Annotated in this window: 27 protein-coding genes; 12 read left to right on the forward strand and 15 right to left on the reverse strand. The window is 64.4% G+C overall.

The features are described 5' to 3' along the window. Window positions 1-102 precede the first annotated feature (102 nt). The 5 genes from D3227_RS13020 to rpsP all read left to right on the forward strand — a co-directional run bounded on the left by D3227_RS13020 (window position 103) and on the right by rpsP (window position 4,653). Window positions 103-1,047: a CPBP family intramembrane glutamic endopeptidase gene (locus D3227_RS13020; protein WP_120014504.1), complete on the forward strand. Its 945-nt coding sequence runs from the start codon at window positions 103-105 to the stop codon at window positions 1,045-1,047. Then, window positions 1,047-1,988: a glycosyltransferase gene (locus D3227_RS13025; RefSeq protein ID WP_120014505.1), complete on the forward strand. Its 942-nt coding sequence runs from the start codon at window positions 1,047-1,049 to the stop codon at window positions 1,986-1,988. Before D3227_RS13020 ends, D3227_RS13025 begins: the two co-directional genes overlap by 1 nt. A gap of 272 nt (window positions 1,989-2,260) precedes the next feature. Next, complete coding sequence (gene ffh / locus D3227_RS13030; RefSeq protein ID WP_120014506.1) at window positions 2,261-3,868, forward strand: signal recognition particle protein; 1,608 nt, start codon at window positions 2,261-2,263, stop codon at window positions 3,866-3,868. A gap of 7 nt (window positions 3,869-3,875) precedes the next feature. Next, on the forward strand, window positions 3,876-4,202 hold the full coding sequence (locus D3227_RS13035; RefSeq protein WP_120014507.1) for a chorismate mutase: 327 nt from the start codon (window positions 3,876-3,878) through the stop codon (window positions 4,200-4,202). 49 nt (window positions 4,203-4,251) lie between these two features. Continuing rightward, window positions 4,252-4,653 carry a 30S ribosomal protein S16 gene (rpsP, locus tag D3227_RS13040; protein WP_006202710.1) on the forward strand — a complete coding sequence of 134 codons (402 nt, stop codon included), beginning with the start codon at window positions 4,252-4,254 and terminating at the stop codon, window positions 4,651-4,653. Between the two features lie 83 nt (window positions 4,654-4,736). On the opposite strand, the gene D3227_RS13045 is transcribed toward rpsP, so the two are convergent. The 4 genes from D3227_RS13045 to D3227_RS13065 all read right to left on the reverse strand — a co-directional run bounded on the left by D3227_RS13045 (window position 4,737) and on the right by D3227_RS13065 (window position 7,199). Further along, window positions 4,737-5,000, reverse strand: coding sequence for a glycine zipper domain-containing protein (locus D3227_RS13045; RefSeq protein WP_120014508.1), 264 nt, complete (start codon window positions 4,998-5,000; stop codon window positions 4,737-4,739). 100 nt (window positions 5,001-5,100) lie between these two features. Further along, window positions 5,101-5,583, reverse strand: a complete 483-nt coding sequence (locus D3227_RS13050; protein WP_167480680.1) for an SRPBCC family protein — start codon at window positions 5,581-5,583, stop codon at window positions 5,101-5,103. A gap of 64 nt (window positions 5,584-5,647) precedes the next feature. Continuing rightward, window positions 5,648-6,052 (reverse strand): DoxX family protein, encoded by a 405-nt coding sequence (locus tag D3227_RS13055; RefSeq protein WP_120014509.1) that lies wholly within the window; start codon window positions 6,050-6,052, stop codon window positions 5,648-5,650. A 241-nt stretch (window positions 6,053-6,293) separates the two neighbouring features. Then, the gene (locus D3227_RS13065; protein WP_120014511.1) at window positions 6,294-7,199 is read right to left on the reverse strand and encodes a bestrophin family protein; all 906 of its coding nucleotides are present in this window, start codon (window positions 7,197-7,199) and stop codon (window positions 6,294-6,296) included. Between the two features lie 222 nt (window positions 7,200-7,421). Between D3227_RS13065 and D3227_RS13070 the strand changes: the two genes are divergently transcribed. Beyond that, window positions 7,422-7,829, forward strand: a complete 408-nt coding sequence (locus D3227_RS13070; protein ID WP_120014512.1) for an ACT domain-containing protein — start codon at window positions 7,422-7,424, stop codon at window positions 7,827-7,829. A 268-nt stretch (window positions 7,830-8,097) separates the two neighbouring features. On the opposite strand, the gene D3227_RS13075 is transcribed toward D3227_RS13070, so the two are convergent. Further along, entirely contained in the window at window positions 8,098-9,132 is a 1,035-nt protein-coding gene (locus D3227_RS13075) for an aspartate-semialdehyde dehydrogenase (RefSeq protein WP_120014513.1), read from the reverse strand. A gap of 433 nt (window positions 9,133-9,565) precedes the next feature. Between D3227_RS13075 and D3227_RS13080 the strand changes: the two genes are divergently transcribed. From D3227_RS13080 to D3227_RS13090, 3 genes are all read left to right on the forward strand, one after another. Beyond that, on the forward strand, window positions 9,566-11,425 hold the full coding sequence (locus tag D3227_RS13080; protein WP_120014514.1) for a DEAD/DEAH box helicase: 1,860 nt from the start codon (window positions 9,566-9,568) through the stop codon (window positions 11,423-11,425). Window positions 11,426-11,526: 101 nt separating this feature from the next. After that, entirely contained in the window at window positions 11,527-12,243 is a 717-nt protein-coding gene (locus tag D3227_RS13085) for a DUF805 domain-containing protein (protein ID WP_120014515.1), read from the forward strand. Between the two features lie 84 nt (window positions 12,244-12,327). Beyond that, window positions 12,328-12,870: a DUF805 domain-containing protein gene (locus tag D3227_RS13090; protein ID WP_245451740.1), complete on the forward strand. Its 543-nt coding sequence runs from the start codon at window positions 12,328-12,330 to the stop codon at window positions 12,868-12,870. A gap of 70 nt (window positions 12,871-12,940) precedes the next feature. Here D3227_RS13090 and D3227_RS13095 read toward each other — a convergent pair whose 3' ends face one another. From D3227_RS13095 to leuD, 6 genes are all read right to left on the reverse strand, one after another. Further along, the gene (locus D3227_RS13095) at window positions 12,941-13,426 is read right to left on the reverse strand and encodes a GNAT family N-acetyltransferase (protein WP_120014516.1); all 486 of its coding nucleotides are present in this window, start codon (window positions 13,424-13,426) and stop codon (window positions 12,941-12,943) included. A gap of 4 nt (window positions 13,427-13,430) precedes the next feature. Next, the gene (gene leuB / locus D3227_RS13100) at window positions 13,431-14,534 is read right to left on the reverse strand and encodes a 3-isopropylmalate dehydrogenase (protein WP_120014517.1); all 1,104 of its coding nucleotides are present in this window, start codon (window positions 14,532-14,534) and stop codon (window positions 13,431-13,433) included. 88 nt (window positions 14,535-14,622) lie between these two features. Beyond that, window positions 14,623-14,973: a VOC family protein gene (locus D3227_RS13105; RefSeq protein WP_120014518.1), complete on the reverse strand. Its 351-nt coding sequence runs from the start codon at window positions 14,971-14,973 to the stop codon at window positions 14,623-14,625. 4 nt (window positions 14,974-14,977) lie between these two features. Further along, on the reverse strand, window positions 14,978-15,361 hold the full coding sequence (locus tag D3227_RS13110) for a RidA family protein (RefSeq protein ID WP_120014519.1): 384 nt from the start codon (window positions 15,359-15,361) through the stop codon (window positions 14,978-14,980). Window positions 15,362-15,676: 315 nt separating this feature from the next. Next, on the reverse strand, window positions 15,677-16,627 hold the full coding sequence (locus D3227_RS13115) for a hypothetical protein (protein ID WP_120014520.1): 951 nt from the start codon (window positions 16,625-16,627) through the stop codon (window positions 15,677-15,679). 67 nt (window positions 16,628-16,694) lie between these two features. Next, on the reverse strand, window positions 16,695-17,300 hold the full coding sequence (leuD, locus tag D3227_RS13120) for a 3-isopropylmalate dehydratase small subunit (protein ID WP_120014521.1): 606 nt from the start codon (window positions 17,298-17,300) through the stop codon (window positions 16,695-16,697). Window positions 17,301-17,464: 164 nt separating this feature from the next. On the opposite strand from leuD, the gene D3227_RS13125 reads away from it, so the two are divergent. Further along, window positions 17,465-17,890, forward strand: a complete 426-nt coding sequence (locus D3227_RS13125; RefSeq protein ID WP_120014570.1) for a GNAT family N-acetyltransferase — start codon at window positions 17,465-17,467, stop codon at window positions 17,888-17,890. A 229-nt stretch (window positions 17,891-18,119) separates the two neighbouring features. Here the strand turns inward: D3227_RS13125 and D3227_RS13135 are convergent, their stop codons facing one another. The 4 genes from D3227_RS13135 to D3227_RS13150 form a co-directional block, all read right to left on the reverse strand. Next, the gene (locus D3227_RS13135) at window positions 18,120-19,286 is read right to left on the reverse strand and encodes an NAD(P)/FAD-dependent oxidoreductase (RefSeq protein WP_120014522.1); all 1,167 of its coding nucleotides are present in this window, start codon (window positions 19,284-19,286) and stop codon (window positions 18,120-18,122) included. A gap of 72 nt (window positions 19,287-19,358) precedes the next feature. Next, on the reverse strand, window positions 19,359-20,876 hold the full coding sequence (locus tag D3227_RS13140; protein WP_245451744.1) for an ATP-binding protein: 1,518 nt from the start codon (window positions 20,874-20,876) through the stop codon (window positions 19,359-19,361). 59 nt (window positions 20,877-20,935) lie between these two features. Next, entirely contained in the window at window positions 20,936-21,628 is a 693-nt protein-coding gene (locus D3227_RS13145; RefSeq protein WP_120014524.1) for a response regulator transcription factor, read from the reverse strand. A 3-nt stretch (window positions 21,629-21,631) separates the two neighbouring features. Beyond that, window positions 21,632-23,155, reverse strand: coding sequence for a DUF4153 domain-containing protein (locus tag D3227_RS13150; RefSeq protein ID WP_120014525.1), 1,524 nt, complete (start codon window positions 23,153-23,155; stop codon window positions 21,632-21,634). 355 nt (window positions 23,156-23,510) lie between these two features. Here D3227_RS13150 and D3227_RS13155 point away from each other — a divergent pair, with 355 nt between their 5' ends. Both D3227_RS13155 and D3227_RS13160 read left to right on the forward strand, forming a co-directional pair. Continuing rightward, a complete protein-coding gene (locus tag D3227_RS13155) occupies window positions 23,511-24,317 on the forward strand; it encodes an HpcH/HpaI aldolase/citrate lyase family protein (RefSeq protein ID WP_245451745.1) in 807 nt (268 codons plus the stop codon). Window positions 24,318-24,364: 47 nt separating this feature from the next. After that, the gene (locus D3227_RS13160) at window positions 24,365-24,571 is read left to right on the forward strand and encodes a DUF1737 domain-containing protein (RefSeq protein ID WP_120014527.1); all 207 of its coding nucleotides are present in this window, start codon (window positions 24,365-24,367) and stop codon (window positions 24,569-24,571) included. Window positions 24,572-24,647 lie beyond the last annotated feature (76 nt).

Here is a 24,647-nt window from a genome sequence, read left to right on the forward strand (position 1 = left end):
GCTCCTTTTTCAGGCCCATGCGCGGCCCGATGAGGATGATTGCGCGCAGAGCCTCGATCCCATAGATCAAGCGTCACGAATGCGTTCGGGCAGGGGAACCGCGTGATCATCGACAATGCCGCTTTCGAGCGTTTCCGGCGCTCGCCGAACGACAAGACGACCTTGCTCCGCCTCCTGCTCGGAAGCACCATCGTTGTGCTGTTCTGGGTCGTGTCGACCTTGGCGGTGCTGCTCGGCGGCACCTATGTCTTTGTCGTCTCCCAGGCCCGGCTGGGCATCAGCCCGCCGGCCAGTGGGCCAGTGCAGGCTTTCCTGGCATCGCCCTCCGGAATTCTCACCGCGCTGCTCTCCTTCGCCGGCATCTGGATCGGTCTGTGGGTTGCCATGCGCTGGGTCCACGGCGAGCCGCTGTCGGCGCTCGTCGGAGCCAGCCGCCGTATTTCGCGCCAAGGATTCCTCAAGGGCCTGGCGGCAGTTCTGATCACCTCGCTGCTCTCCGAGGTCATGCTCTATTGGCTGCAGCCCGAGATCGCGCGCGGCGCGATCAGCCTGTCGTCCTGGCTGCTGTTCCTCGCCCCGATCATCGTGCTGGCCTTTCTGCAGACATCCTCCGAGGAGGCGCTGTTTCGCGGCTATCTGCTGAGAGGCCTGGCAAACCGGTTTCGCAGCCCGCTCGTCTGGACGCTGCTGCCGGTATTGCTGTTCACATCGTTGCATTGGAGCGCGGCCTCGTCGCTCGCCATCAATGCCTGCGTGCTGGTCTCGATCGCCACCTTCGCGCTGGTGCTGACGCTTCTGGTCTATGCGACCGGCAATCTGGGTGCTGCCTTTGGCGCCCATCTCGGCAACAACCTGACCGGATTCCTGCTGATTTCGCACCAGGCAGGCTACAATTCCTTTGCGCTGTTCAACGCCAAGCCGTTGGAAGGCCCCGGCTGGACAAATTCGGACGCGGTCCTGATCGCCGCGATCGGCATCGTCAGCAGCCTGTTGACGGTGTTGCTTCTGTTGCATCCGCGCTCGCCGCTGAAGGTCGGGCCGGAGTAATGCGCATCACGCTGGTGGTCAGGGGCGCCATCCCCTGCAAGGGCTATGGCGGCACCCAGCGCCAGGTCGAGTGGCTGGCGAGCGAACTCGCCCGCCTCGGCCACCGGGTGGTGCTGATCGCCGACCCCGGCTCCAGCCATCCGCTGTGCGAAGTACGGCATGCGTCGTCGGCGCAGCAATGCCGGGCCGCCATCCCCACCGACACCGACATTGTCCATTTCAACAGCTGGTTTATCGAGGTTCCCTTTCCGACCCTCAACACCGAGCACGGCTATACTCCAAGCGAGCCCAGACGGCAGAAGAACTGGAGTTTCGTCAGCGCCAGCCATGCCCGCAACCACGGTCGCGAGACCTTCGTCCATAACGGCTTTCCGACCGAGGCCTATCGGCTGACCGAAATCAAGACCGATCGTCTGATGTTCCTTGCCGGCATCGCGCGCGCCGGCAAGAACCTGAACCGAGCCGTCGACCTGGCGAAGAAGTTTGATTTCCCCCTCGATATTGCTGGCGGCTCGCGCTGGCGGCTGCTCACGCGCAGCCAGGTGCGGCGTGAGCGCGTCTTCTTCAAGAGCCTTTCCAGCCGCTACCGCTTCCATGGCATCGTCGATGGCGACGAAAAGCTGCGCCTGCTGGGCGAGGCGAAGGCCTTTCTCAATCCGATCGCCTGGGAGGAGCCGTTCGGCATGGCTTCGATCGAGGCGATGCTGTGCGGAACGCCGGTGCTGACGACACCGCGCGGCGCGCTGCCTGAGATCGTCGACGCCGACACCGGGCGCTTCTTCGACACCGACGCGGAGTTTGGCGCAGCCCTTGCCGCCGTCGCCGACCTGCCCCCGCAACGCTGCCGCGACTCAGCCGCCGCCCGCTTTCCGATCGCCCGGACCGCCAAGGGTTACCTCGACCTTTATGCGCGCATCCTCGACGGAGAGGTGCTGCCGTGAGCTTAGCGTTTCGACGCTCGTCTCGGCCCAGACCTTGACTCCGCGCCCGATTTCCTGTCTACACGCCGCGAATTCCGCGACGAGTATCCCTCCGAGCAAGCCGACCAGGACGCCGAAACCTCTTTGAGGCAAGTGCTGTAAATCGATCCTGGAGGCCAACACCCGGCAGCGCAGTGCGCCCCCGGGTGGCTTTTGGCTTTGGCTTTTGCTTGGACACTTGGCGCGAACGCATTACCTCTCGGGTCGAGTGAACCGAGATCGAAGGACGCAAGATGTTTGAATCGCTTCAGGAGCGCCTTGGCTCCATCCTGAACGGCCTGACCGGCCGCGGTGCCCTGTCGGAGGCGGATGTCTCGGCCGCACTTCGCGAGGTGCGCCGCGCGCTGCTCGAGGCCGACGTGGCGCTGGAAGTGGTGCGCTCCTTCACCGACAAGGTGCGCGAGAAGGCGGTCGGCGCCGCCGTGGTGAAGTCGATCAAGCCCGGCCAGATGGTCGTCAAGATCGTCCATGACGAGCTGGTTGAGATGCTTGGCGCCGAGGGCGTCGCCGTCGACCTCAACGCGCCCGCGCCCGTCGTCGTCATGATGGTTGGCCTACAGGGTTCCGGCAAGACGACGACTTCGGCCAAGATCGCCAAGCGGCTGACCGAGCGGCAGAACAAGAAGGTTCTGATGGCCTCGCTCGACACGCGGCGCCCCGCCGCGCAGGAGCAGCTGCGCCAGCTCGGCGAGCAGGTGAAGGTGGCGACGCTGCCCGTCATCGCCGGCCAGAACCCGGTCGACATTGCGCGGCGCGCCGTGCAGGCGGCAAAGCTCGGCGGCCATGACGTCGTCATCCTCGACACCGCCGGCCGCACCCATATCGACGAGCCGCTGATGGTCGAGATGGCCGACATCAAGAAGGTGTCGAGCCCGCACGAGATCCTGCTGGTCGCCGACTCGCTGACCGGCCAGGACGCCGTCAATCTGGCCAAGAGTTTCGACGAGCGCGTCGGCATCACCGGCCTGGTGCTGACACGCATGGACGGCGACGGCCGCGGCGGCGCGGCCCTTTCCATGCGCGCCGTCACCGGCAAGCCGATCAAGCTGATCGGCACCGGCGAAAAGATGGATGGGCTGGAGGAATTCCACCCCAAGCGCATCGCCGACCGCATCCTCGGCATGGGCGACATTGTCAGCCTGGTCGAAAAGGCCGCCGAGAACATCGACGCCGAGCAGGCGGCGGCGATGGCCAAGAAGATGCAGTCGGGCAAGTTCGACCTGAACGACCTCGCCGGCCAGCTTCAGCAGATGTCGAAGATGGGTGGCATGGGCGGCATCATGGGCATGATGCCGGGCATGGGCAAGATGAAGGACCAGATGGCCGCGGCCGGCCTCGACGACAAGATGTTCGGCCGTCAGCTCGCCATCATCTCGTCGATGACCAAGGCCGAGCGCGCCAACCCCGATATCCTGAAACATTCTCGCAAGAAGCGCATCGCCGCCGGTTCCGGCACCGACGCGGCCGAGATCAACAAGCTGCTGAAAATGCATCGCGGCATGGCCGACATGATGAAGGCGATGGGGGGCAAGGGCAAAGGCGGTGGCCTGATGCGCGGCATGATGGGTGGCCTCGCCTCGAAAATGGGCCTCGGCGGCATGATGCCCGGAGGCCCCGGGGGCATGATGGGCGGCGGCATGCCGGACCTCTCCAAGATGGATCCCAAGCAGCTCGAAGCCTTGCAGAAGCAGGCGCAGGCGGCCGGCCTCGGCGGCATGAAGGGCTTGCCCGGTGGCCTCCCCGGCGGCAGTGGCCTGCCCGGACTGCCCGGCGGCATGAAGCTGCCCGGCCTTCCCGGCCTGGGCGGCGGCGGGCTGCCCGGCCTTGGGAAGAAGAAGTGAGGGCGTCATGAACGAAGACAAGGACATGGCCGACGCACGCACGATTCTCGCCGGCTATCGCGCTTCGATCGACAATATCGACGCTGCCCTCATCCATATGCTGGCCGAGCGCTTCCGCTGCACCAAGGCGGTCGGCGTGCTGAAGGCAGAGCACGGCCTGCCGCCGGCCGATCCGGCGCGCGAGCAGCAGCAGATCGCCCGCCTTCGCCAACTGGCCAAGGATGCGCATCTCGATCCCGATTTCGCGGAAAAATTCCTCAACTTCGTCGTCCGCGAAGTGATCCGTCACCACGAACAGATCGCCGCTGCCAACGGCGTGACGAAAACCGGCTGAAGACCAGCCTCAACAGATCAACGAAATCAGAGCTTTTAGGAGAAAAGAAATGGCACTGAAGATCAGACTGGCCCGTGCGGGCTCGAAGAAGCGTCCCTACTACCACGTCGTCGTCGCCGACGCCCGTTCGCCGCGCGACGGCCGTTTCATCGAGTCGCTCGGCTCGTGGAACCCGCTGCTGCCCAAGGACGGCGAGCGCGTCAAGGTCGACGCCGACCGCGTCAAGCATTGGCTGTCGCACGGCGCCCAGCCGACCGACCGCGTGCTGCGCTTCCTCGACGAGGCCGGGCTCGCCAAGCGCGACGCCCGTTCCAACCCGAAGAAGGCCGAGCCCGGCAAGAAGGCGCAGGAGCGCGCCGCCCTGCTGAAGAAGGCGCAGGACGATGCCGCCGCCGCTGTTGCTGCCGCGGCCGCCGCACCGGCCGAGGCGGAAGCCGCCACCGCCGAGTAATCCGGCTCAATTTGCTTATGAGAACGGCGGGCCATGGCCCGCCGTTCTCTTTTCGGGCCATGCCCGTGCGGAAGGCCGCCCGCTCAATAGCCGTCCGGGCATCGGGCGATATAGACGCGCCCGTAGCGGTCCCGGTAGCGGCAGCGGTCCGGTTCGTTGGCCCGGCCGATCAACGCACCGGCGACGGCGCCGACCGCACCACCGACGACAGCGCCTTCCACCGGATCATTTGCCACGGCAGCACCGATGGCGGCGCCACCCAAGCCGCCGACCGCGGCACCCTTTTCCGTTTGCGAACAGGCCCCTAGCGGAACCAGCAGCGCCAGCAAAAGCAAGGTTTTTTTCATCGTCGTTCCTCTCCAAGGGAAGACCATCTTCACCCACCCTTGGGTCGATAACGCACGGAAGCGTGATTTGATCCGCCTGGGAATCGATGAGCCGATCGCCTTACTTTTCGACGGCTCGCTTCAGATTGAGGAGACCGGCCTCAAAATCCCTGCCGATCAGGCTGTCGAAATTCATGAACAGGCCCATCAGCTTGGCTATGAACGGCCGGCCGCCGCGCATCGCCCAGGTGACGGTCGTGTTCTCGCCCGACGGCGTCAGGGTGAAGTCGACGGTGTTGTTGGCCCTGAACGGCTTTTCGAAATCGAGCTTCAGCGCCACCAGCGACGACGGAACCGAATTGGTGATCTCCATGCGGCCGACCCCGGCCTTGCTGTTGCCTTGCCAGGCATAGGCGGCGCCCTTGCCGATTTCCGCACCGGAGAGCGTGCGTTTCATCTCCGGGTCGAGCTTTTCGTAGGGCGACCAGGCGGGCCAGCGCCTGAAATCATTGATCAGCGGAAAGATCGCGTCGGCGGGCGCCTTGATGCCGGCCGAGCGGCTGACGACGAAGTCGTTGGGCCGTGTCGCCGCATAGAGGAGCACGCGGCGATGACGGCGACGAGAAAGATGAGGATGGTGGCAAGCATTGTCCTATCCCTTCAATGGCTTAGTTGGCGAACAGCGCGCGCACCCTGGGGTCGCGCAGGAACAGGCCGCCCCACAGGATGACGCCGAGATAGACGCCGAACAGAATATGCGAAAACAGCGGGCTGCCTATGCGCATATGGGTGGCGACGGCGCCGCCCATATAGGCAGTGAGCAGGATGGCGCCGAGCACCGAGGTGCGTGGCAACGCATAGAGCGCGGTCGAAACCAGCCCGATGATGCCGAGCAGGCGCGCGGCATTGGCATCGGCCGGCCAGCCAAGCTGCGTCATGGTCTGGGTGACGATATCCAGCGGCGGCAGTTTGATGACGCCGTCGAAGATCATGAACAGCACGATGATCGTGCTGAGCGCACGGCCGGTCCACAAGGCGCCGGATGAGACGGGCGCGGTTTGCGATACGGACATTGATGTTCCCTCCTGATGTTTCGAACCCCTTTTCGCGAGGGTCGAGCCAAGGACGCGGCAGAGGGCGGCAATCCGACACGTGCCGGAGTCTTTAAGGCATCCGGGCGCGATAGCATCCGGTAAGCCCTTGCCAAACCTAGAGCAATTCCAGGAAAAGTGCGCAGCGGTTTTCCGTCCGGAATTGCGTAAAAACAAAGAGTTAGAGAGGTTACAGCGATTCTATCAATCGCTGAACCTCTCTCTAGGAAAAATAGAACCTTTCGGCCGCAATCATCTTCGGCGGTGTCTCGCCGAGCGCCTCGAACACCGAGATCTCGCAGACGCGGCAGAGGCCGTCCAGTGCAAGGTCGTTGGGCTGGGTGCCGAACGGATCCTCGAGTTCCTCCGAAAGCGCGTCGAGGCCGAAGAAAGTGTAGGCGATCAGCGCCGTGAACAGCGGTGTCGCCCAGCCGGCGGCGGAGGCCAGCCCGAAGGGCAAAAGCAGGCAGAAGATGTAGGCGGTCCGCTGCAGCAGCAGCGTATAGGCAAAGGGCAGCGGCGTCCCGGCGATGCGCTCGCAGCCGGCCTGCGCGGCGGCGATCTCCGACAGCCGTTCATCGAGGATGCGATAACCGATCGTGTCGATCGCGCCGGCCTTGCGGAGTGCTGCGATACGTCCGCCCATCCGCCGCACCATGGCGTCCGGCGCGTTGGCAGCCTGGACGGCGCTTTCAATCTCGTCGCCGATGAAGGTGCGGGCTTCTGCCGTGGCATCGACCCGTCTCAGCAGGCCACGCAGGAAGTGGCAGAAGGCCGCCGCTTCCATCAATAGGCCGCGCAGCTCGGTGCGGTCCTCGATCAGCCCGGTCGAGGCACGCGCCAGGTTGCGGATGTCGAAGACCAGCTGCCCCCACAGCTTGCGCGCCTCCCACCAGCGGTCGTAGGCGGCGTTGTTGCGAAAACCGAGATAGATCGACAACGCGACGCCAAGCAGAGCGAATGGCGCCGTGCCGGCATTGCCGAAGTCGAGCTTCAATGCCCTGACGACGACCACCACCAGCGCGCCATAGGCGGCAAAGCCAAAGATCTGCGGCAGAATGCGCGGCACCACCGAGCCGCGCATGATGAAGAACAGGTGCAGGAACCCCGGACGCGGGCGAACGATCATAAAAAACCCTTTCACGGACCGGCGCCGGCCCTGAGCCCGTCTATTGTGAGACGGCACTGGTGCGCAAGCTCAGCCGTCAACGACATCGCCATGTCGCCTTGCGAGGCCCATGTCGTCTTGCGAGGGAAGGGCGGTGCGCGTTATCGAAGTCCGCGAAAGTATCTGATGAAGGGGTGCAGGCGCTCGACGACCGCCTGTTGCACAAGATCCGGAAAGCAATCAATGGCTGGCGAGACCGACCTGAAAAAACTGCTGGCGACGATGACGCCGGAACTGCTTGCCGGCTTCCATGTCTTCGTCACCTTGCCGCCCGGTATGCCGGTTCCCGGTACGCTCGAACCTGTAATGATGTTTCGCGAGCGCGAGGGCACGACGCTGATCGTGCTGGAAGACGAAGCAAAGGCAGCCGGCCTGGACGCCGTTTTCCCGTGCCGCATGATCACGCTGAACATCCATTCGTCGCTGGAGGCGGTTGGCTTCCTCGCCGCCATCACCGCGCAGCTGGCCAGTGCTGGCATGGGCGTCAATCCGGTCTCGGCCTTTTATCACGATCACCTGTTCGTGCCGGCAGAGCTGGCGGAGGAAGCGATGGAGCTGTTGCGCCAGCTGGCGGAGGAAAGCCGGCTGTGACGCCGGAACCTGCTGCTACTTGAGACGCCAGTGCTGCCCCTCACCCCTGCCGGGACCGCGGCCCTTCGCCACCGCTCCGGGTATTCGTCGTTCGGAAAACCAAGCAGTTGGCTTCCCGTCCGCTTCGCGGAGCACTTCTCACCCCCCGTGAACGGGGAGAAGAGAGCCTCCGGCCAAAGGCCGAGCCCGCGACCGCGGGCCGCCGGTCGTCCGGCGCCCCCCGCGGAGGGCCCGCCGCGGCAGCGGCGATACGGCCCGTGAGCGAAAACTAAGCCGCCTTCTTCTTCGGCTGAATCAGGCTGCGCTCGACCAGCAGTTCGGCGATCTGCACCGCGTTCAAAGCCGCGCCCTTGCGCAGATTGTCGGAGACGATCCACATCGACAGGCCGTTGTCGATGGTCGAATCCTCGCGGATGCGCGAGATGAAGGTGGCGTCCTCGCCGGCCGATTCGAGCGGCGTGATATAGCCGCCGTCTTCGCGCTTGTCCAAGACCTGGCAGCCCGGCGCCTCGCGCAGGATGTCGCGCGCCTCGTCTGCGGTGATCGGCTTTTCGAACTCGATGTTGACCGCCTCCGAATGGCCGATGAACACCGGCACGCGCACGCAGGTCGCCGTCAGCTTGATCTTGGGGTCGAGCATCTTCTTGGTCTCGGCCACCATCTTCCACTCTTCCTTGGTGAAACCGTCGTCGAGGAAGACGTCGATATGCGGGATGACGTTGAAAGCGATGCGCTTGGTGAACTTCTTGACGTCGACCTGGTCGGCGACAAACACGGCACGCGTTTGCGTGAACAGCTCGTCCATGCCTTCCTTGCCGGCGCCCGACACCGACTGGTAGGTGGCGACGACGACGCGCTTGATGGTGGCAAAGTCATGCAGTGGCTTCAGCGCCACCACCAGCTGCGCCGTCGAGCAGTTCGGATTGGCGATGATGTTCTTGCGCGTAAACAGCGAGATCGCATCCGGGTTCACTTCCGGCACGATCAGCGGCACGTCCTGGTCGTAGCGGAACGCCGACGAATTATCGATGACGACGCAACCCTGCTTGCCGATCTTCGGCGACCATTCCTTGGAGACGTTGCCGCCGGCCGACATGATGCAGATATCGGTATCGGAAAAGTCATACTGGTCGAGCGACTTGACCTTCAGCGTGCGGTCGCCGAACGACACTTCCGTGCCCTGGCTGCGCCGCGAGGCCAGTGCCACCACTTCGCTCACCGGAAAGCCGCGCTCTTCCAGTATGTTCAGCATTTCCCGGCCCACATTGCCCGTGGCGCCGACGATCGCAACCTTGAAACTCATAAAGATCTCCTGTCCCTCTCCGCTCGGTTTTTGGAGAAAACCCGCCGGCCGATGCGGGTTTCAACCCCCGGGCCGGACCCGGGAGAGGGTGGTTAGGCCAAGGGAATCAGACCGTTTTAGTGGTCGTTTTGGCCATGGTTTTGCTGGAACGTGGGGACGCGCCGACGCGCCCGGCCAGATGATTGTGGCCAGGGAAGTCGAATGCAAGAAGAGCCATCAAAAGGCCGCGCATCGAAATGATCCCGTTCGATGCCGGCTTTTACGCGGTTTGCAAAAAGAGTCAATCGCGACGCGCAATCGCTGTTCCCCTGTACAATGGCGGCGGCGCGAAGTACGAACGGCGCCAATGTCCGGCTCATTGAGCGCCTCAGCGGCCGCCGGCGAAAAAGCCCCTCGCCGGGCTACAGAAGACTCCGGATTCCGAAAGAGATAGATGTCCAGTTTCCAAGGTATTGTTCCTGCGCTTGCACAGGCGCTGGAAAAACGCGGCTATGCCGAGCTGACGCCGGTGCAGAAGGCGGTCCTCGCCCCCGAGCTCGGCGAGGCCGACGCGCTGGTTTCGGCGCAGACCGGTTCCGGCAAGACCGTCGCCTTCGGCCTCGCCCTGGCGCCGACCCTTCTCGAAGGCGCGGAGCGCTTTGCCCAGGCCGCGGCACCGCTGGCGTTGGCCGTGGCGCCGACGCGCGAACTCGCTTTGCAGGTGACGCGCGAATTGCAATGGCTCTACGAGCTGACCGGCGCGACGGTCGCGTCCTGCGTCGGCGGCATGGACATGCGCACGGAACGGCGCGCGCTGGAGCGCGGCGCCCACATCGTTGTCGGGACGCCGGGTCGGCTGCGCGACCACATCACTCGGCATGCGCTCGACATGTCGGCGCTGAAGGCCGTCGTTCTCGACGAGGCCGACGAGATGCTCGATCTCGGTTTTCGCGAGGATCTCGAATTCATCCTCGACGCGGCCCCGGCCGAGCGCCGCACGCTGATGTTTTCGGCAACGGTGCCGCGATCCATCGCCACGCTGGCGCAAGGCTACCAGCGCGATGCGGTGCGCATCTCGGCCGCCGGCGAGGAAAAGCAGCATCTCGACATCGAATACCGGGCGCTGAACGTCGCCCAGGCCGATCGGGAAAACGCCATCATCAACGTGCTGCGCTATTATGAGGCGAAGAACGCACTGGTGTTCTGCAACACCCGCGCCGCCGTCAACCATCTGACCGCGCGCTTCAACAACCGCAATTTCTCGGTCGTGGCGCTGTCCGGCGAGCTCAGCCAGAACGAGCGCAGCCATGCCTTGCAGGCGATGCGCGACGGCCGCGCCAAGGTGTGCATCGCCACCGACGTGGCGGCGCGCGGCATCGACCTGCCCAATCTCGAACTAGTGATCCACGCCGATCTGCCAACCAATCCGGAGACGCTGCTGCACCGGAGCGGACGAACCGGACGTGCCGGGCGCAAGGGCGTCAGCGCGCTGATCGTGCCCAACAGCGCCCGCAAGCGCACCGAGCGGCTTTTGCAGAATGCCGGACTCAAGGCGACATGGGCGAGCCCGCCCTCGGCCGACGATGTGATCCAGCGCGACGACGAGCGCATTCTTGCCGATCCGGCTTTCGACGAGCCCGTGAAGGATGACGAGCGCGCTTTCATCGACGCGCTTCTCGCCCGGCATGGCGCCGAACAGGTGGCGGCCGCCTTCGTGCGCCAGTGTCGTGCCAGCCGCTCGGCGCCCGAGGATCTCATGGACGTCGCACCGTTCACGCCGTCGGGTGAAAAGTTTGCCCGCCGCGACGAGGCGCCTAGCCGCCGTGACGATTTCGGCGCCAGCGTCTGGTTCTCGCTGTCGGTCGGCCGCCGGCAGAATGCCGAGCCGCGCTGGCTGATCCCGATGCTGTGCCGCACCGGCAACATCTCCAAGCGCGAGATCGGCGCCATCAAGATGCAGCCGGAAGAAACCTTCGTTCAGATCGCCGCCGACTGGGCCGACCGGTTCCTGACCGCGATCGGCCCCGACAGGAAACTGCAGAACAACATCGTGGTGAAGCGGCTGGACGGCACGCCCGATCTTTCTCGCGCCGGTTACCAGCCGCCGCAACCCGACAAGAAGCCGCATCGCGGCAAGCGGGCATTCGACCAGAACGCGCCCCAAGCTGCTCACAAGCCGAAATTCGAGAAACGCGCCGCGCTGTCGGAGCGCCCTCCATTCGAGGCAACGCCCTGGGCCGGGAAAGCAGGCAAGCCGAAATTCGACAAGGCCGGACCGGCAAAGCACAAGAAATCGAAAAAAAGGCCAAGCTAATCGCCCGGCTTGCTATAGCAGCCGCCCGTTTCACGCATGCCCCTTGCGGTCCGCCGCAACTTTGAACAGTCTGGGCATGCGCGGCAATGGGGGACAGGGCAATGCGCGGCGAAGTTCTTCATTATGACGAAGACCAGGGTTTTGGTTTCATCGCCGGGGCGGACGGCAACCGCTACAGTTTCGCGCGCGAGGACATGCGCCGCGACGCCTCGGTGGCCAAGGGCGCGCTTGTCGAATTCCAGCCGGGCGGTGGCCAGGCGCGCAATGTCTATTCGATCCGTGCCCAGACGTCGGCGGCTCCAGCCGGTACCGCTGCTGCCACCACATCACCTCAGGCCAGCAGCAAGCCGGCGGCCGCGCCTCAAACGCAGCATTTCGGCCGTCTTGCCGAGACCGAGACCGGCGGCTCCACCGGATTGTGGAGCTATTTCTGGCGGGCGGTGACGGAAAACTATTTCAACTTCGCCGGCCGCGCCCGCCGCAAGGAATTCTGGGCCTTCTGCCTGTTCTGGATGGTCTGCTTGATCGTGATCTTCGGTATCGGCGCCGGCGCCGACGCGGCCATGGGCAATCTGGACGCCGGCACCGACCTGCCGGCGATGGCGATGGGGCTTTCCATCACTTTCGTCCTGGCAACGTTCGTGCCGTGGATCGGGCTGATCGTGCGCCGCCTGCACGATATCGGCCTGACCGGCTGGCTTGCCGTGCTGTTTTTCATCCCGACCGTCGGCGGCCTGGCCACGCTGGTCTTCGCGCTGATCCCGACCCAAGGACAAGAAAACCGGTGGGGCCCGGTGCCGGCTGGCGTCCGGATTTAACCGGAGCGTGCATATTGCCATCTACGGCAACTTTAGATAGTGCTGAGACGACGCAATGCAGGGGGCAAGGCGACGCGCGGCACGGTGTACCACTACGACGAAGATCAGGACTACGGCTACGTCGACGGAGTGGACGGCAAGCGCTATATCTTCGGGCGCGGGGATCTGAGGCAGGACGTGTCGCTTGCCAGGGGCACACTCGTCGAGTTCCGGGCGGATGATGGGACGGCGCACGATATCGTCGCCGCATCCACGCCAAGACGCGATCGGTCGAAACGTCCTGTTCACTCTGCTGAACGTCGGCCGGCCCAATCCATAGGCTTATGGGCCTATTTCGGGCGCGCGATGATCGCGGACTACGGCAATTTCAACGGACACGCCCGCCGCAAGGAGTTCTGGGCGTTCTATAACTGCTCGATCGTCGTGCTCGTCGCGCTGTCCGGTTTCGGCATTCTTCTTAACCTCGCGATAAGCGGTTTTGGAAATGCTCCGAGGACCTCGATCGGGTACGTTCCTGCTCTGCTTTTCGTACTGGCAATGATTCTGCCGTTGATCGCGCTTATCGTGCGTCGTCTGCACAACATTGGCTTGCCTTGGTTTGCTTTACGCCAGCCTTGGGTGGCGTAGCGTTTCTCGTCGTCGGGACTGATTCCGTCTCAATTTGGCGAAAATCGCTGGGGGCCGGTGCCGGTCGTCGTCAGGATTTAGCGGCCGCCGCCAGCGCCTCGCCCGACAACCTGAGGAAAATCTTCTGGCCGTGACGCTCGACGCCGAGCTGCGCATAGAAGCGCAGCGCGCCCTCGTTCCAGTCCTCGGTGGTGAGGTCGATGCGGCCGATGCCCTCGCTCAGGCAATGACTGGCGAGAAAGCCGATCAACGCCCGGCCGACGCCTGCATTGCGGGCATGGTCGCGCACGAACAGATCCTTCAGGAAAAGCAGTCGCTCAAGGTCAATGCCCGGATGCGCGATGGCGACCGATGCCAGGCCGGCAACCTCGCCATCGACGAAAGCCAGCGCGAAATGCTGATAGGCCGGGCTTTCCTCGCCGAGCCATTTTCGCGCAGCAGCCATGGCGCGCTCGCTGTCGAGCGGCGGCTGCCGGTAATGCACCGCCATCTCGCAGAGCATGACGCCAAGAGCCACCGCATCGCCGGTCGTCGCCCAGCGGACGTCGACCGCCATGGGATCAGCTCAGGAACTTGGTGATGATCGCGTCGCCCATCTCGACGGTGCCGACCTCGCTCATGCCCTCGGACATGATGTCCTTGGTGCGCAAGCCCTGGTCGAGCACGGCGGCGATGGCACCTTCGAGCTTGTCGGCCTCGGCCACCATGCCGAAGGAATAGCGCAGGCACATGGCGAAGGAAGCGATCATGGCGATCGGGTTGGCGATGCCCTGGCCGGCGATGTCGGGCGCCGAGCCATGCACCGGCTCGTAGAGCGCCTTGCGCTTCTTGGTCTTCACGTCCGGCGCGCCGAGCGAGGCCGACGGCAGCATGCCGATCGAGCCGGTCAGCATGGCGGCGATGTCGGACAGCATGTCGCCGAACAGATTGTCGGTGACGATGACGTCGAACTGTTTTGGCCAGCGCACCAGCTGCATGCCGCCGGCATCGGCCAGCATGTGGTCGAGCTTGACGTCGGCGTATTTGGCCTTGTGCGTCTGGGTAACGACCTCGTTCCACAACACGCCCGACTTCATCACATTGCGCTTTTCCATCGAGGTGACGTGGTTCTTGCGGGTCCGCGCCAGCTCGAAAGCGACGCCGGAGATGCGCTCGATCTCGAACGTGTCGTAGACCTGCGTGTCAATGCCACGCTTCTGGCCGTTGCCGAGATCGATGATCTGCTTCGGCTCGCCGAAATAGACGCCGCCGGTGAGCTCGCGCACGATGAGGATATCGAGACCCTCGACCACCTCCTGCTTGAGCGAGGAGGATGCGGCCAGCGCCGGATAGCAGATGGCCGGACGCAGATTGGCGAACAGCTCCATGTCCTTGCGCAGGCGCAGCAGCCCGGCCTCGGGGCGCACCTCGTAAGGCACCTTGTCCCATTTCGGCCCGCCGACGGCGCCGAACAGCACCGCGTCGGCCGCCATCGCCTTTTCCATGTCGGCATCGGAGATCGCCGCGCCATGCGCATCATAGGCGCAGCCGCCGACCAGCCCTTCGTCGGTGGCAAAGCCGCTGCCCAGCTTTGCATTCATGGCCGCGATCAACTTCTTCACCTCGGCCATCGCCTCGGGGCCGATGCCGTCACCGGCGAGCAGGAGAAGATTTTTCGAAGCCATGGAGAACCGTCCCAATCCTGTTTGGAGAAACCGCGGCCTTGCTAAACGCCAAGCGGTCGGCGCGCAAGCCTGCACGTGGGACGCGCCTTCAACGATGCGAGAGGATATTGACCAGCCTGCCGAACGGATCGCGCACATAAAAGCGCCGCACGCCCCAGGGCTCGTCGGCCGGACCGTATTCGATGGCGAAGCCGGCGGTCTTCATGGCATCAAGCGCGGCACCGACATCGTCGACCTCGATCGACAGGTCCGGCACAGGCGTGCCCGAACCGCCCTGGGCCATGAAGCTGATCTGCACGGTCATCGTCTCTTGCGAGCCGTAGGTGGCGATCCAGCCTAGATCCATGAGCACTTCGAGGCCGAGCACATCCTGATAGAAGCGCTTTGCCGCCGCGATGTCCTGCGTTTCTATGTTTGCAACGATACGCCGGACTTTCATCGGTTCAGCCCGTGCGCCGCAGCGCCGTAACTTCGATCTCGATCTTCATTTCCGGCTTGTTGAGCTGACAGACGATCATCGTCGCTGCCGGCCTGATCTCGCCGAAGGCCTCGCCGAGGATCGGGAAGACGGTATCCACGAAGGCCTGGTCGGTGATGTAGTAATGCGCCCGCACCACGTCGGCCATCTCGAAGCCGCCGTCCTGCAAGGCCTTGGCAATCGTCGCCAGGCAATTGCGCGTCTGCGCCTCGACCGTCTCGGGCATCGTCATGGTCGCATAGTCGTAGCCGGTGGTTCCGGACACAAAGCACCAGTCGCCCTGCACCACCGCGCGCGAATAGCCGGCGGTTTTTTCGAAGGGCGAGCCGGTGGAGATCAGTTTGCGCATGGGGCCTCGCAGTGGTTGCGGCATCTTGCAAGGATAGGGCAGGGCTGACCATGGGCCAGAGGCAGCCGATTGTTGTTAGGACCTGGGAGCGCCGACTTGGGAGATTGGCCGAGCCCCCGCGTCTTCGTCATCCTATGGCGAAGCAAGGAGCGAAGCGACGCGGCGCAGACCAAAGGATCCATGCCATGACATTCGTGCTACTCGCCGTTGCAGAATTCTGCTCCGTCGCGCCCGTCGGCGACGGTCACGGCATGGATCCTCGGGTCAAGCCCGAGGATGACGATGGCGCGGTGGTCGCCGCTGCGTCAGAAAATCCTAGTTCCCCAGCGCCTTGTCCAGCGCTTCCTTCACATCGGCCGGCCACGTCGTCACCGGCGGCCAGGCGTCCGGCTCAGGCTTGTCGCCCTGGCGGGCGAAATAGAGCGTTTGCTTGGCCGGATCGACCGCCATGAAGCCGTCATTGCCGCCGCAATCATGCGGCACGCAGCCGCTGGCGTAGAAGGCGCCGGAAGCCGTCTTTTCCGTGCCGCCGCCGACCAGCAGGCTGGTCGCCATGTCGGGCATGGTGTCGCCGAGCAGTTTCTGCGCCGCCTTGTAGACGGCCTCATTGTGGAAGGCGTCGATGATGTTCTGGTATTTGGAAGGGTCGACGTCTTTCCAGTCGGTGCCGGGTTCCGGCATGTAGCTCAGATTGCCCGAGGTGGTCAGCCCGTCCGTGGGCGACCATTGCAGCGCCGGCCTCGATTCTCCCGGCAAGAGATAGGGCACGAAATAGATGGCATTGTCAGAGACCGCCGCCGGCGGCGCACCGCATTCGTCCTGCTCGACCGTGGTGGTCTGGACGGTGCCACCTTCCGGCTTCCACACGATCACCTTGGCCGGGCCGCATTGGTTGCCGCCGTCGCCGACATCGACCAGCGCCACGTTGACGCCGCCGACCTTGACGACCTTGTCGAAGTAGACATCGTAGTTGCTCGCCAGCGGCTTGCCGTCATAGGCCAGCACCTTTTCGCCGTCCTGTTCCGGCTGCGTGATGGTCAGTTGGCCGCCCTCGAACGGGATCGGCGCCTGCTTGTCGTCGTCGGCGGGCGCCGCATCGGTGGTGCTCGACGATCCCTGATCGGCCGCGCCCTGGTCGGTTGCCGGCTGGTCGCCCGCTGCCGGAGTCTGTCGCGCGGCGGGCGTCTGCGTCTGGGCATGAATGGCTGTCGTGGGCAGACACACCAACACCAGCGCCGAGGCGCCGGCCAGAAGCGAGCGTGTCATGAGCGTCCTCCGTTCACCGCCATGCCGGCCATTGGCGCCGCTTCGCCAGCCGCTCAGATCCGGCCGTTCAGGCCCAGGGGCGCTGCTCGGCGTTCTTCTTCTCGAACGAGTCGATGGCGCCGGCCTTCTCCATGGTCAGACCAATATCGTCGAGGCCATTGAGCAGGCAGTGGCGCTTGAAGTCGTCGAGGTCGAAGGTGACCACGCCGCCATCCGGGCCGCGGATCTCCTTGGCCTCGAGATCGACCGACACCGTTGCGTTGGAACCGCGCGAGGCATCGTCCATCAGCTTCTCCAGATCTTCCGGGCTGACGGTGATCGGCAAGATGCCGTTCTTGAAGCAATTGTTGTAGAAAATGTCGGCGAACGAGGTCGAGATGACGCAGCGAATGCCGAAATCGAGCAGCGCCCACGGCGCGTGCTCACGGCTCGAGCCACAGCCGAAATTGTCGCCGGCGACCAGGATCTGCGCCTTGCGGTAGGCCGGCTTGTTGAGCACGAAGTCCGGGTTTTCCGAGCCGTCGTCCTTGTAGCGCATTTCGGCGAACAGCCCGCTGCCGAGCCCGGTGCGCTTGATCGTCTTCAGATAATCCTTGGGGATGATCATGTCGGTGTCGACATTGACGATCGGCATCGGAGCGGCAACGCCGGTGAGCTTGGTGAATTTTTCCATGGGTCTGGCCGTCTTCTTTTCGCTGCGGGGGATTTGCTGGCGCCCGGTTTACACAAAGCCGCGGGCAAATAAAAGGCAGCTGTTTGCGCGCGCCCTTGGCCGCCGATCACAAGATCGGCAGGCAAAGGCTTCAAAACCGGCCGCCCGTGGTGCACCTTGGCGGCATGACAACAGCTTCAAAAGTCCTCTACGCCAGCGAGCAGACGCTCGACGTCGCCGAATTCCGCCGCGTGCTGGTGGAATCCGGCCTCGGCGAAACGCGCCCCGTCGACGACGAGGCCCGGTTGAAGAAAATGCTTTCCGGCGCGAACCTGGTGCTGACGGCGCGTCTCGACGTAGAAGGCAAGCCGCTGCTCGGCGTCGCCCGCGGCCTCACCGACTTTGCCTGGGTCTGCTACATTTCCGAACTCGCCGTCTCCCAATCGGCGCAAGGGCTCGGCATCGGCAAGGGCCTGATGGACGAGGCGCGCCGGCAGCTCGGACCATCCGTCGCCATCAGCCTGATCTCCATGCCCGACGCCGTCGGCTTCTATGAACGCATCGGCATGAAGCGCATGCCGGACGCCTTCTGGTTCGGCCGCAAGGGCTGAGGCTTTATGCGGACGCAATCGCCTCGCCGGCGGCACGCGACTCAACCATCTGCCATGGCGGCTACGCGAAAGCTGCGGCCGATCATTCGGATGGCTGGGCGCGGGTGCTGGGCTGGCTACAGGGGTATGTTGACGCGGGAAGATTGGCGGCGGCTTAGGATATCAAAGCGAGCGTAGCGATCCTTCGCGCCCCCCTCTGTCCTGCCAGCATCAAAGAGGACGGACGCGCTCAAATCACATTCAATTCCCTGAACGCCCTTCCCTCCGCCACCCGGCCATACCCAAAGGCCGAGCAGTCCACCGTCCTGTACCCGCCATGCACGATCAGTTCGGCCAGTGCCTTGCCGACCGCCGGCGCCTGCTGCAGGCCGTGGCCCGAGAATCCATTGGCAAAAAGAAAGTTCCCGACCTCCGGGTGCGGGCCGATCACTGCGTTCTGGTCGAGCGTGTTGTAATCATAGTGCCCTGCCCAGGCGCGTGTCGGCTTGATCGCCTCGAAGGCCGGGATGCGGGTCGCCAGCACCGGCCAGATCACCTCTTCGAACAGCGGCCAGTCCGGATCGAAATCCTTGGGATCGGCCGGGCCTTCACCTTCCTCCGGCTCGGCGCCGCCGGTGAGATAGACCGCGCCTTCCGGCCGGACATAGATGCCGCTCGGATCGACCAGCAGCGGCATGTCGGCATATTTCTCGCGTGCCTCGAACACGAAGACGTTGCGCTTGCGTGGCTCGACCGGCAGCACCAGCCCGGCCATATCTGCCACTTTGCCGGCATTCGGACCTGCGGCATTGACGACGATCCCGGCCTCCAACTTCTCGCCATCGTCCAGGGTCACGCTCACAACACGGTCGCCCTGCCGCTCGATGCCGGTGACATTCGCGGTGATGAAATCGATCCTTTTGTCGCGCAACGCCTTGCGGAACAGCATCAGCATGGCATGCGCGTCGAACCAGCCCTCGCCGGTGCGGCCATAGGCGCCGGCGGTGATGCCTTCGGCCGACAGCCAGGGGAAGCGACGCGTAAGCTGATCGGCATCCTCGAGCACGATATCGGCGCCCTCGGCCATCTGCGCCTCATGGTTGGCCTTCAGGATCGGCAGCCCGTTCTCGCCGGCCAGGATCAGATAGCCGCCCTCGCGAAAGCCGATATCGGCATCGGCGCCAAAAGTCTCCTTCAGCCGCCGGAACAGCTCCAGCGTGAACTGCGACAGCCGGATGTTTTCGGGGATCGAGAATTGCTGCCGTATCGAGGCCAGGGATAGCGTCGTCGCCGCATGGGCGAATTGCGGGTCGCGCTCGATCAGCGCGATCGAGCCGGAAAAGCCTTCCTCGCGTAGATAGTAGGCGACCGAGGAGCCGACGATGGCTCCGCCGATGATGACGATGTCGTAGCGCACTCTTTCGCCTCTCCCGTTCTGAGCATGATCCCGAAAAGTGGGCGCCGGTTTTCGGAAAAGATCGTGTTCCAATCAAACAACCGGCAAAGTGATCTCGAAGCGCGTGCCGCTTTCGGAGTCAATCAGCCTCATCGTGCCATCATGCACTTTCAGGAGGGCCAGCACGATGCCCAGCCCCATCCCTGTGCCGCCGGACTCGCGGCGCGTGGTGAAGAACGGCTCGAAGATGCGCGCTCGGTTGCTCGGCGAAATGCCGGCGCCGTCATCGCTGACAAGCACCGTCGCCTTGCCGTCCGCGCTGGTCGCCGAGAGCGAAACCTGGCTCGCCCCGTGGCGCGCCGAATTGTCGATCAGATTGGCAAGCACGATGGCCGCGTTTTCACCGGAGATGCTGAGGCCGATGTCGCCGCCCGCCTCGACGCGGACCGCCAGCCTGTTTTCGACCGGCAGCAGCGCCAGCGCCGCACCGATCGAGGTGGTATCGCCGCTGGGGGCAAGGTTTTCGGCGCGCGCCAGATCGAGCAGGCGGCGTACCAGCAGATTGAGCCGTCCTGCATCGGTGACGATATTGTTCGAAAACCGCCGCCGCTCGGCCTCGTCCATGGCAGCACCGGAATCGCGTAAAAGCTCCGCCGCGCCCTGGATCGCCGTCAGTGGCGATTTGAGCTCATGCGAGACATGAGTGGCAAAGGTCTGGATGCTGTCGGAACGCGCCTGCAGCTTCTCGGCCATGTCGAGGAAGGCCGTAGAAAGCTCGGCCATCTCGCGCGTGCCGTGATGGTCGAGTGGCTTGATCGCCGTGCGGTCGCCGGCGGCGATGCGCTTCGTCCGTTCGATCAGCCCGTAGATCGGCCGGCTGACGGTGCGCAGGAAGACCAGCCCGATCAGCAGCGTGCCGCCGACAATGGCGATCGCCGCCAGGGTCACCTTGCCGCGCTCGCCATAGAGATGCTTGACGATGTTGTTCGGCGTCCGCGACAGATAGACCACGCCGGCGACCTTGCCGTCGACAGCGACCGGCATGGCGACGAAGACGCGCACCTTGGTGCCGCGGCTGACCGAATAGAGCGGCGGCGCCGGCTCCTCGGGGATCCGCAGCCTGAGCGCGCTGGCGTAGCGGCCGGCGAGCGCCTCACGCACCTCTTGAACCGCGCCCAGCGACTGGCCGACCTCTTCGCGCCCGGCAATGACGACGCCTTGGGGATCGAGCAGCCGGAAGCCGGCCAGCGTGGTTTTCTGCGTTTCCGAGAGGATACCTGACAGGCGCGCGCCGATTGCCGCGAAGGCTGGTTCGACGACGGCGATCGTAGCCGCCGGGCGGGTCGGCAGGACAGTGTCCGAGGCGAGGTCGAGACGCGGTTCGATCGGCCGGTAGGGCGAACTTGAATTGGCGGTCCGGCTCTCGGCGTCGCTTCCCTGTGCAGGCATCGGCACACCGAGTTTCCCTGGTGGAATGCCGGCCTCGCGCACATCCTGCGCATAAACAGCGGCAAGCACGGCGCCTTGCGCGATCAGTTCGGCCTCGGTCTGGCGGATCAGCTGGTTCTCGTAAAGCCGAAAGAAGAACAGGCCGACCAGCGGCAGCGCCATCACCACGACCAGGATGGCGATGACGACCGTGGCAAGGCGCGGACGCCATTTGTCGGAGGTCACGCTCCGCACCGGCCGAGCCGGAAGCCGACGCCGTGCACGGTCTCGATCGCATCGCTGCAACCGGCCGCCGCCAGCTTGGCGCGAAGGTTGCGGATATGGCTGTCGACGGTGCGATCGGCGACATGGATGTTGGCAGCGTAGGCGTTGGCCATCACCGCATCGCGGGCGAGCACATGCGAGGGCCGCGCGAGGAAGCCTTTTAGGATCGCGAACTCTATTCCCGTCAGCGCCAACTCCTTTCCCTCAAAGCTGGCGCTGTGGCTGGCCGGCACCAGCACCAGCCTGCCATGCGAGAATTGCCGCTCGTCGCTCTCGGCCGGCGCCTGGCGGGCGCGCCGCAAAATGACGTTGACCCGCGCCACCAGCTCGCGCGGGCTGAACGGCTTGGTGACATAGTCGTCGCCGCCCATCTCCAGCCCCAGGATGCGGTCGATCTCTTCATCCCGCGCCGACAGGAACAGCACTGGCACGTCGGATCGCTGCCTGAGCCTGCGGCAGACCTCTAGCCCGTCCATCTCCGGCATGCCGATGTCGAGCACGACGAGATCCGGCGCGCGGCGTTCGATGGCCTGCAAGGCGGCCGCACCGTCGGATACAGAAACCGTCTTCATCCCCGCCTTTTCCAGCGCGAAGCAGATGATCTCGCGGATATGCGGATCGTCGTCGGCGACGAGGATGTTATGCGGCATCGATCAGCGGCTCGGCACGTAAGGTTCGGAACGCTGAGGAACCACGAGCGGGCCTCTTTTGTCGAGAGTGCGTAAAAGCCGCCAGTCGCGAAAACTCCAGGCCCGCCAGTTTTTCTGGACGGCGCGATAGTGGTCGCCGGTCGCGAGGTCGACCACGTCGGTGGCCAATGTTCCCCTCTTATGCTCGAAGAACCGATCGAGGGCCGGTAGGGCAACTGGGCCAAGCGAGCGGACATATTCGAGATCGAGCGGAACGCCTTGCCCGGTCATTTCAAGGGAATGGTCGACATTGTAGTTGGCGATCAGCGCTGCGAAATTGATGAAACAGCAGGCATAAAGCGTCGCCGATAACGTCAGAAGATTGGCGGACAGCAGCCATTCGCTGGATTTTCGCAGCGCAATGCGGGCGATGATGAGCGCAAGGCCCGCCGCCACCAGCCCCATCCAGACGAAAGCGGCGATGCGCAGATAGGTCAGCGCGTAGATGCCGACATAGAGGTCGAGCCGCAGAATCGAGGAGATGACCAGCACGATGTTCTGCGCCACCCAGGCATAGACCAGCCGGCGGATCAGCGGATCGTTGGAGGTTTCGCTGCCCGGCCGCAGCGCCGCCAGCACGAAGCCGGCGGCGAGTAGCGCGGTGACGATCAATGGATAGGCACCGCGATGCGCGTAGGCGGCGTAGGTCAACCCGTCGGGAAGCACGACGCCGCCCCAGAGATAGGTGGCGTCGAGCGCGGTCTGCAGCGCAAACAGGATGTTGAACACGATGAGTGCGCGCAGGATCGCGCCTTTGCCGAAGACGATGTCTTCGATCGTGGTGACGGCTTTTGGCGGCGGCGGCGCAACGGCAGGCACGGTCAACGCCAAACGCGGTATCCGGCGAAGAAAGCGCGGCAGGCGCGGGCGCAAAAAGGCCCAGACGCCGGCAAGCACCAGCAGCCAGAAGATCAGCCGTGCCAGCTGGACGAGATCGAGCAGCGCGAACAGGTCGATCAGCGTGAACCAGTATTCGATGACCGGATTGGCGGCACCGAACAGGGCAAGGAACACCGCGCCAAGCGCCAGCGGCATCACCCAGACGGCGATTGCCGCGAGCCGGATGCGCCGCCGGCCAAGCCGCCGTGCCGCCTTGCGCCAGCGGAAGAAGTCGCGAATGAGCCGGTACGGTGCGGAGAGCAGGAAGACTGAGAGCTGGCCGGCGATGCGGGCAAGGCTGGTACGCAGCCGTCCAGCGAGCGAAAGCGCGAACACCGCCAGGGCCACAAGAGTGATCGAGACCGACAAGGGGCTGACGTTCTCGACCAGCGGCAGCAGCGCGACGAACAGGGCGGCCGGCTTGAGCCAGAGCCTGGCGTCGCTGAAGGCCGAAGGATGCACGGCCACGACCGCACCGGCGATCAGGATGGCGAACAGCAAGAAATTGATGCCGGCGGGCTGGCCATAGAAGAAAAAATCCGCCAGCCCGACCAGCAGCACGGCGATGCCGAAGCGGCTGCAATAGCTCGGGACGAGGAAAGCCGTCATGAGCGAATGGTCCTCGCTTCTGTCGCCCGGCCGGGATGTCTCGGCCGCGATCTCGGGATGAAGGGCAGCAGGCTCGCAGTCGGGCGGACCTTTGGCGGATCGACGAGCCACCAGCCTTCGCTGCGCAGCCGATACGGCAGGGACCAACGGAGATTTGTTCGCTCTTGCATGCCGCCTGTCTCGCAAGCCGGCAGGGAAGGGGCACGGCGGTTTGGAGGAGGTTTTCCGCAGTTCCGTGCAGTTTTCGTGCAGGGCTTGCCTCGTTCCGCCACAGGCGGCATAGATCGGGCATGAGTGAAACCTACCGCCCGCGCCGCTTTACATTCCCGGCTCGAACGACAAGGCGCTGGCCAAGATCGCTTCGCTCGCTTGCGACGCCGTCATCATCGACCTCGAAGACGCCGTCGCGCCGGCCGACAAGCTTGCGGCGCGCGAGAAGCTGGCGGGCATCTTTGCCAACCGCCCGAACCGGCGCTGCGAAATGATCGTGCGCGTCAATGCGCTGTCCAGCGAATGGGGCGCCGACGATGTGCTGGCGACCGCGAAAGTCGAGGCCGACGGCATCCTCTTGCCCAAGGTGGTGACGCCGCGCGACGTGCTCGAGGCCGGCGATGTGCTCGACGACAATTTTGCCCCGGATACGGTCAAGATCTGGGCGATGATCGAGACGCCGAAAGCCTTGCTCAACATCGGCGCCATTGCCGAACTGGGCCGCGACCCAGCCTCGCGGCTTGCTTGTTTCGTTGCCGGAACGAATGATCTGATCAAAGAGACCGGCATCCTGGCCACGCCGGACCGGCGCTATCTCATGCCCTGGCTGATGCAGATGGTGCTGGCGGCGCGCGCTGGCGGTCTCGATATTCTCGACGGCGTCTCCAACGATTTTCGCGATTCTGATGCCTTGGCCCGTGAATGCACGGAAGCAGCCGCCATGGGATTCGACGGCAAGTCGCTCATCCACCCGGCCCAGATCGAAGGGGCGAACCGCGCCTTTGCACCGTCCGCAGAGGCAGTGGCCGCGGCGCGCGCGGTGAAGGACGCCTTCGCGCTTGCCGAAAATGCCGGCAAAGGGGTGATCGCGCTGAACGGCAAAATGGTCGAGCGGCTGCATCTGGCGCAGGCCGAAAAACTGCTGGCGAAGGCGGCCGCCATCGGCGCATGATGCCCACGTAGAGCGCGGGCTATAGGTACTCACGACAGGACTTGAAAATGAAACTCTACCGCTTTCTGTCCGCTCCGGACGATGCCAGCTTCTGCCACAAGGTGACGGCGGCGCTGAACAAGGGCTGGCACCTGTTCGGGTCGCCGACCTACGCCTACGACAAGAAGACCAAGACCATGCGTTGCGGCCAGGCGGTGGTGAAGGATATCGAGGGTCAGGAATACGGCCCCGACACCAAGCTCAGCGACTGGTAGGGTTTGCCAAGCTGCGACGCAGGGTGTGTTGAAATTCAGGTCAGGCTGCGCCGAGGATGGTGGTTTCCGAGAACCG

It is taken from the genome of Mesorhizobium waimense (genome assembly GCF_003601975.1).
Classification (GTDB): domain Bacteria; phylum Pseudomonadota; class Alphaproteobacteria; order Rhizobiales; family Rhizobiaceae; genus Mesorhizobium; species Mesorhizobium waimense.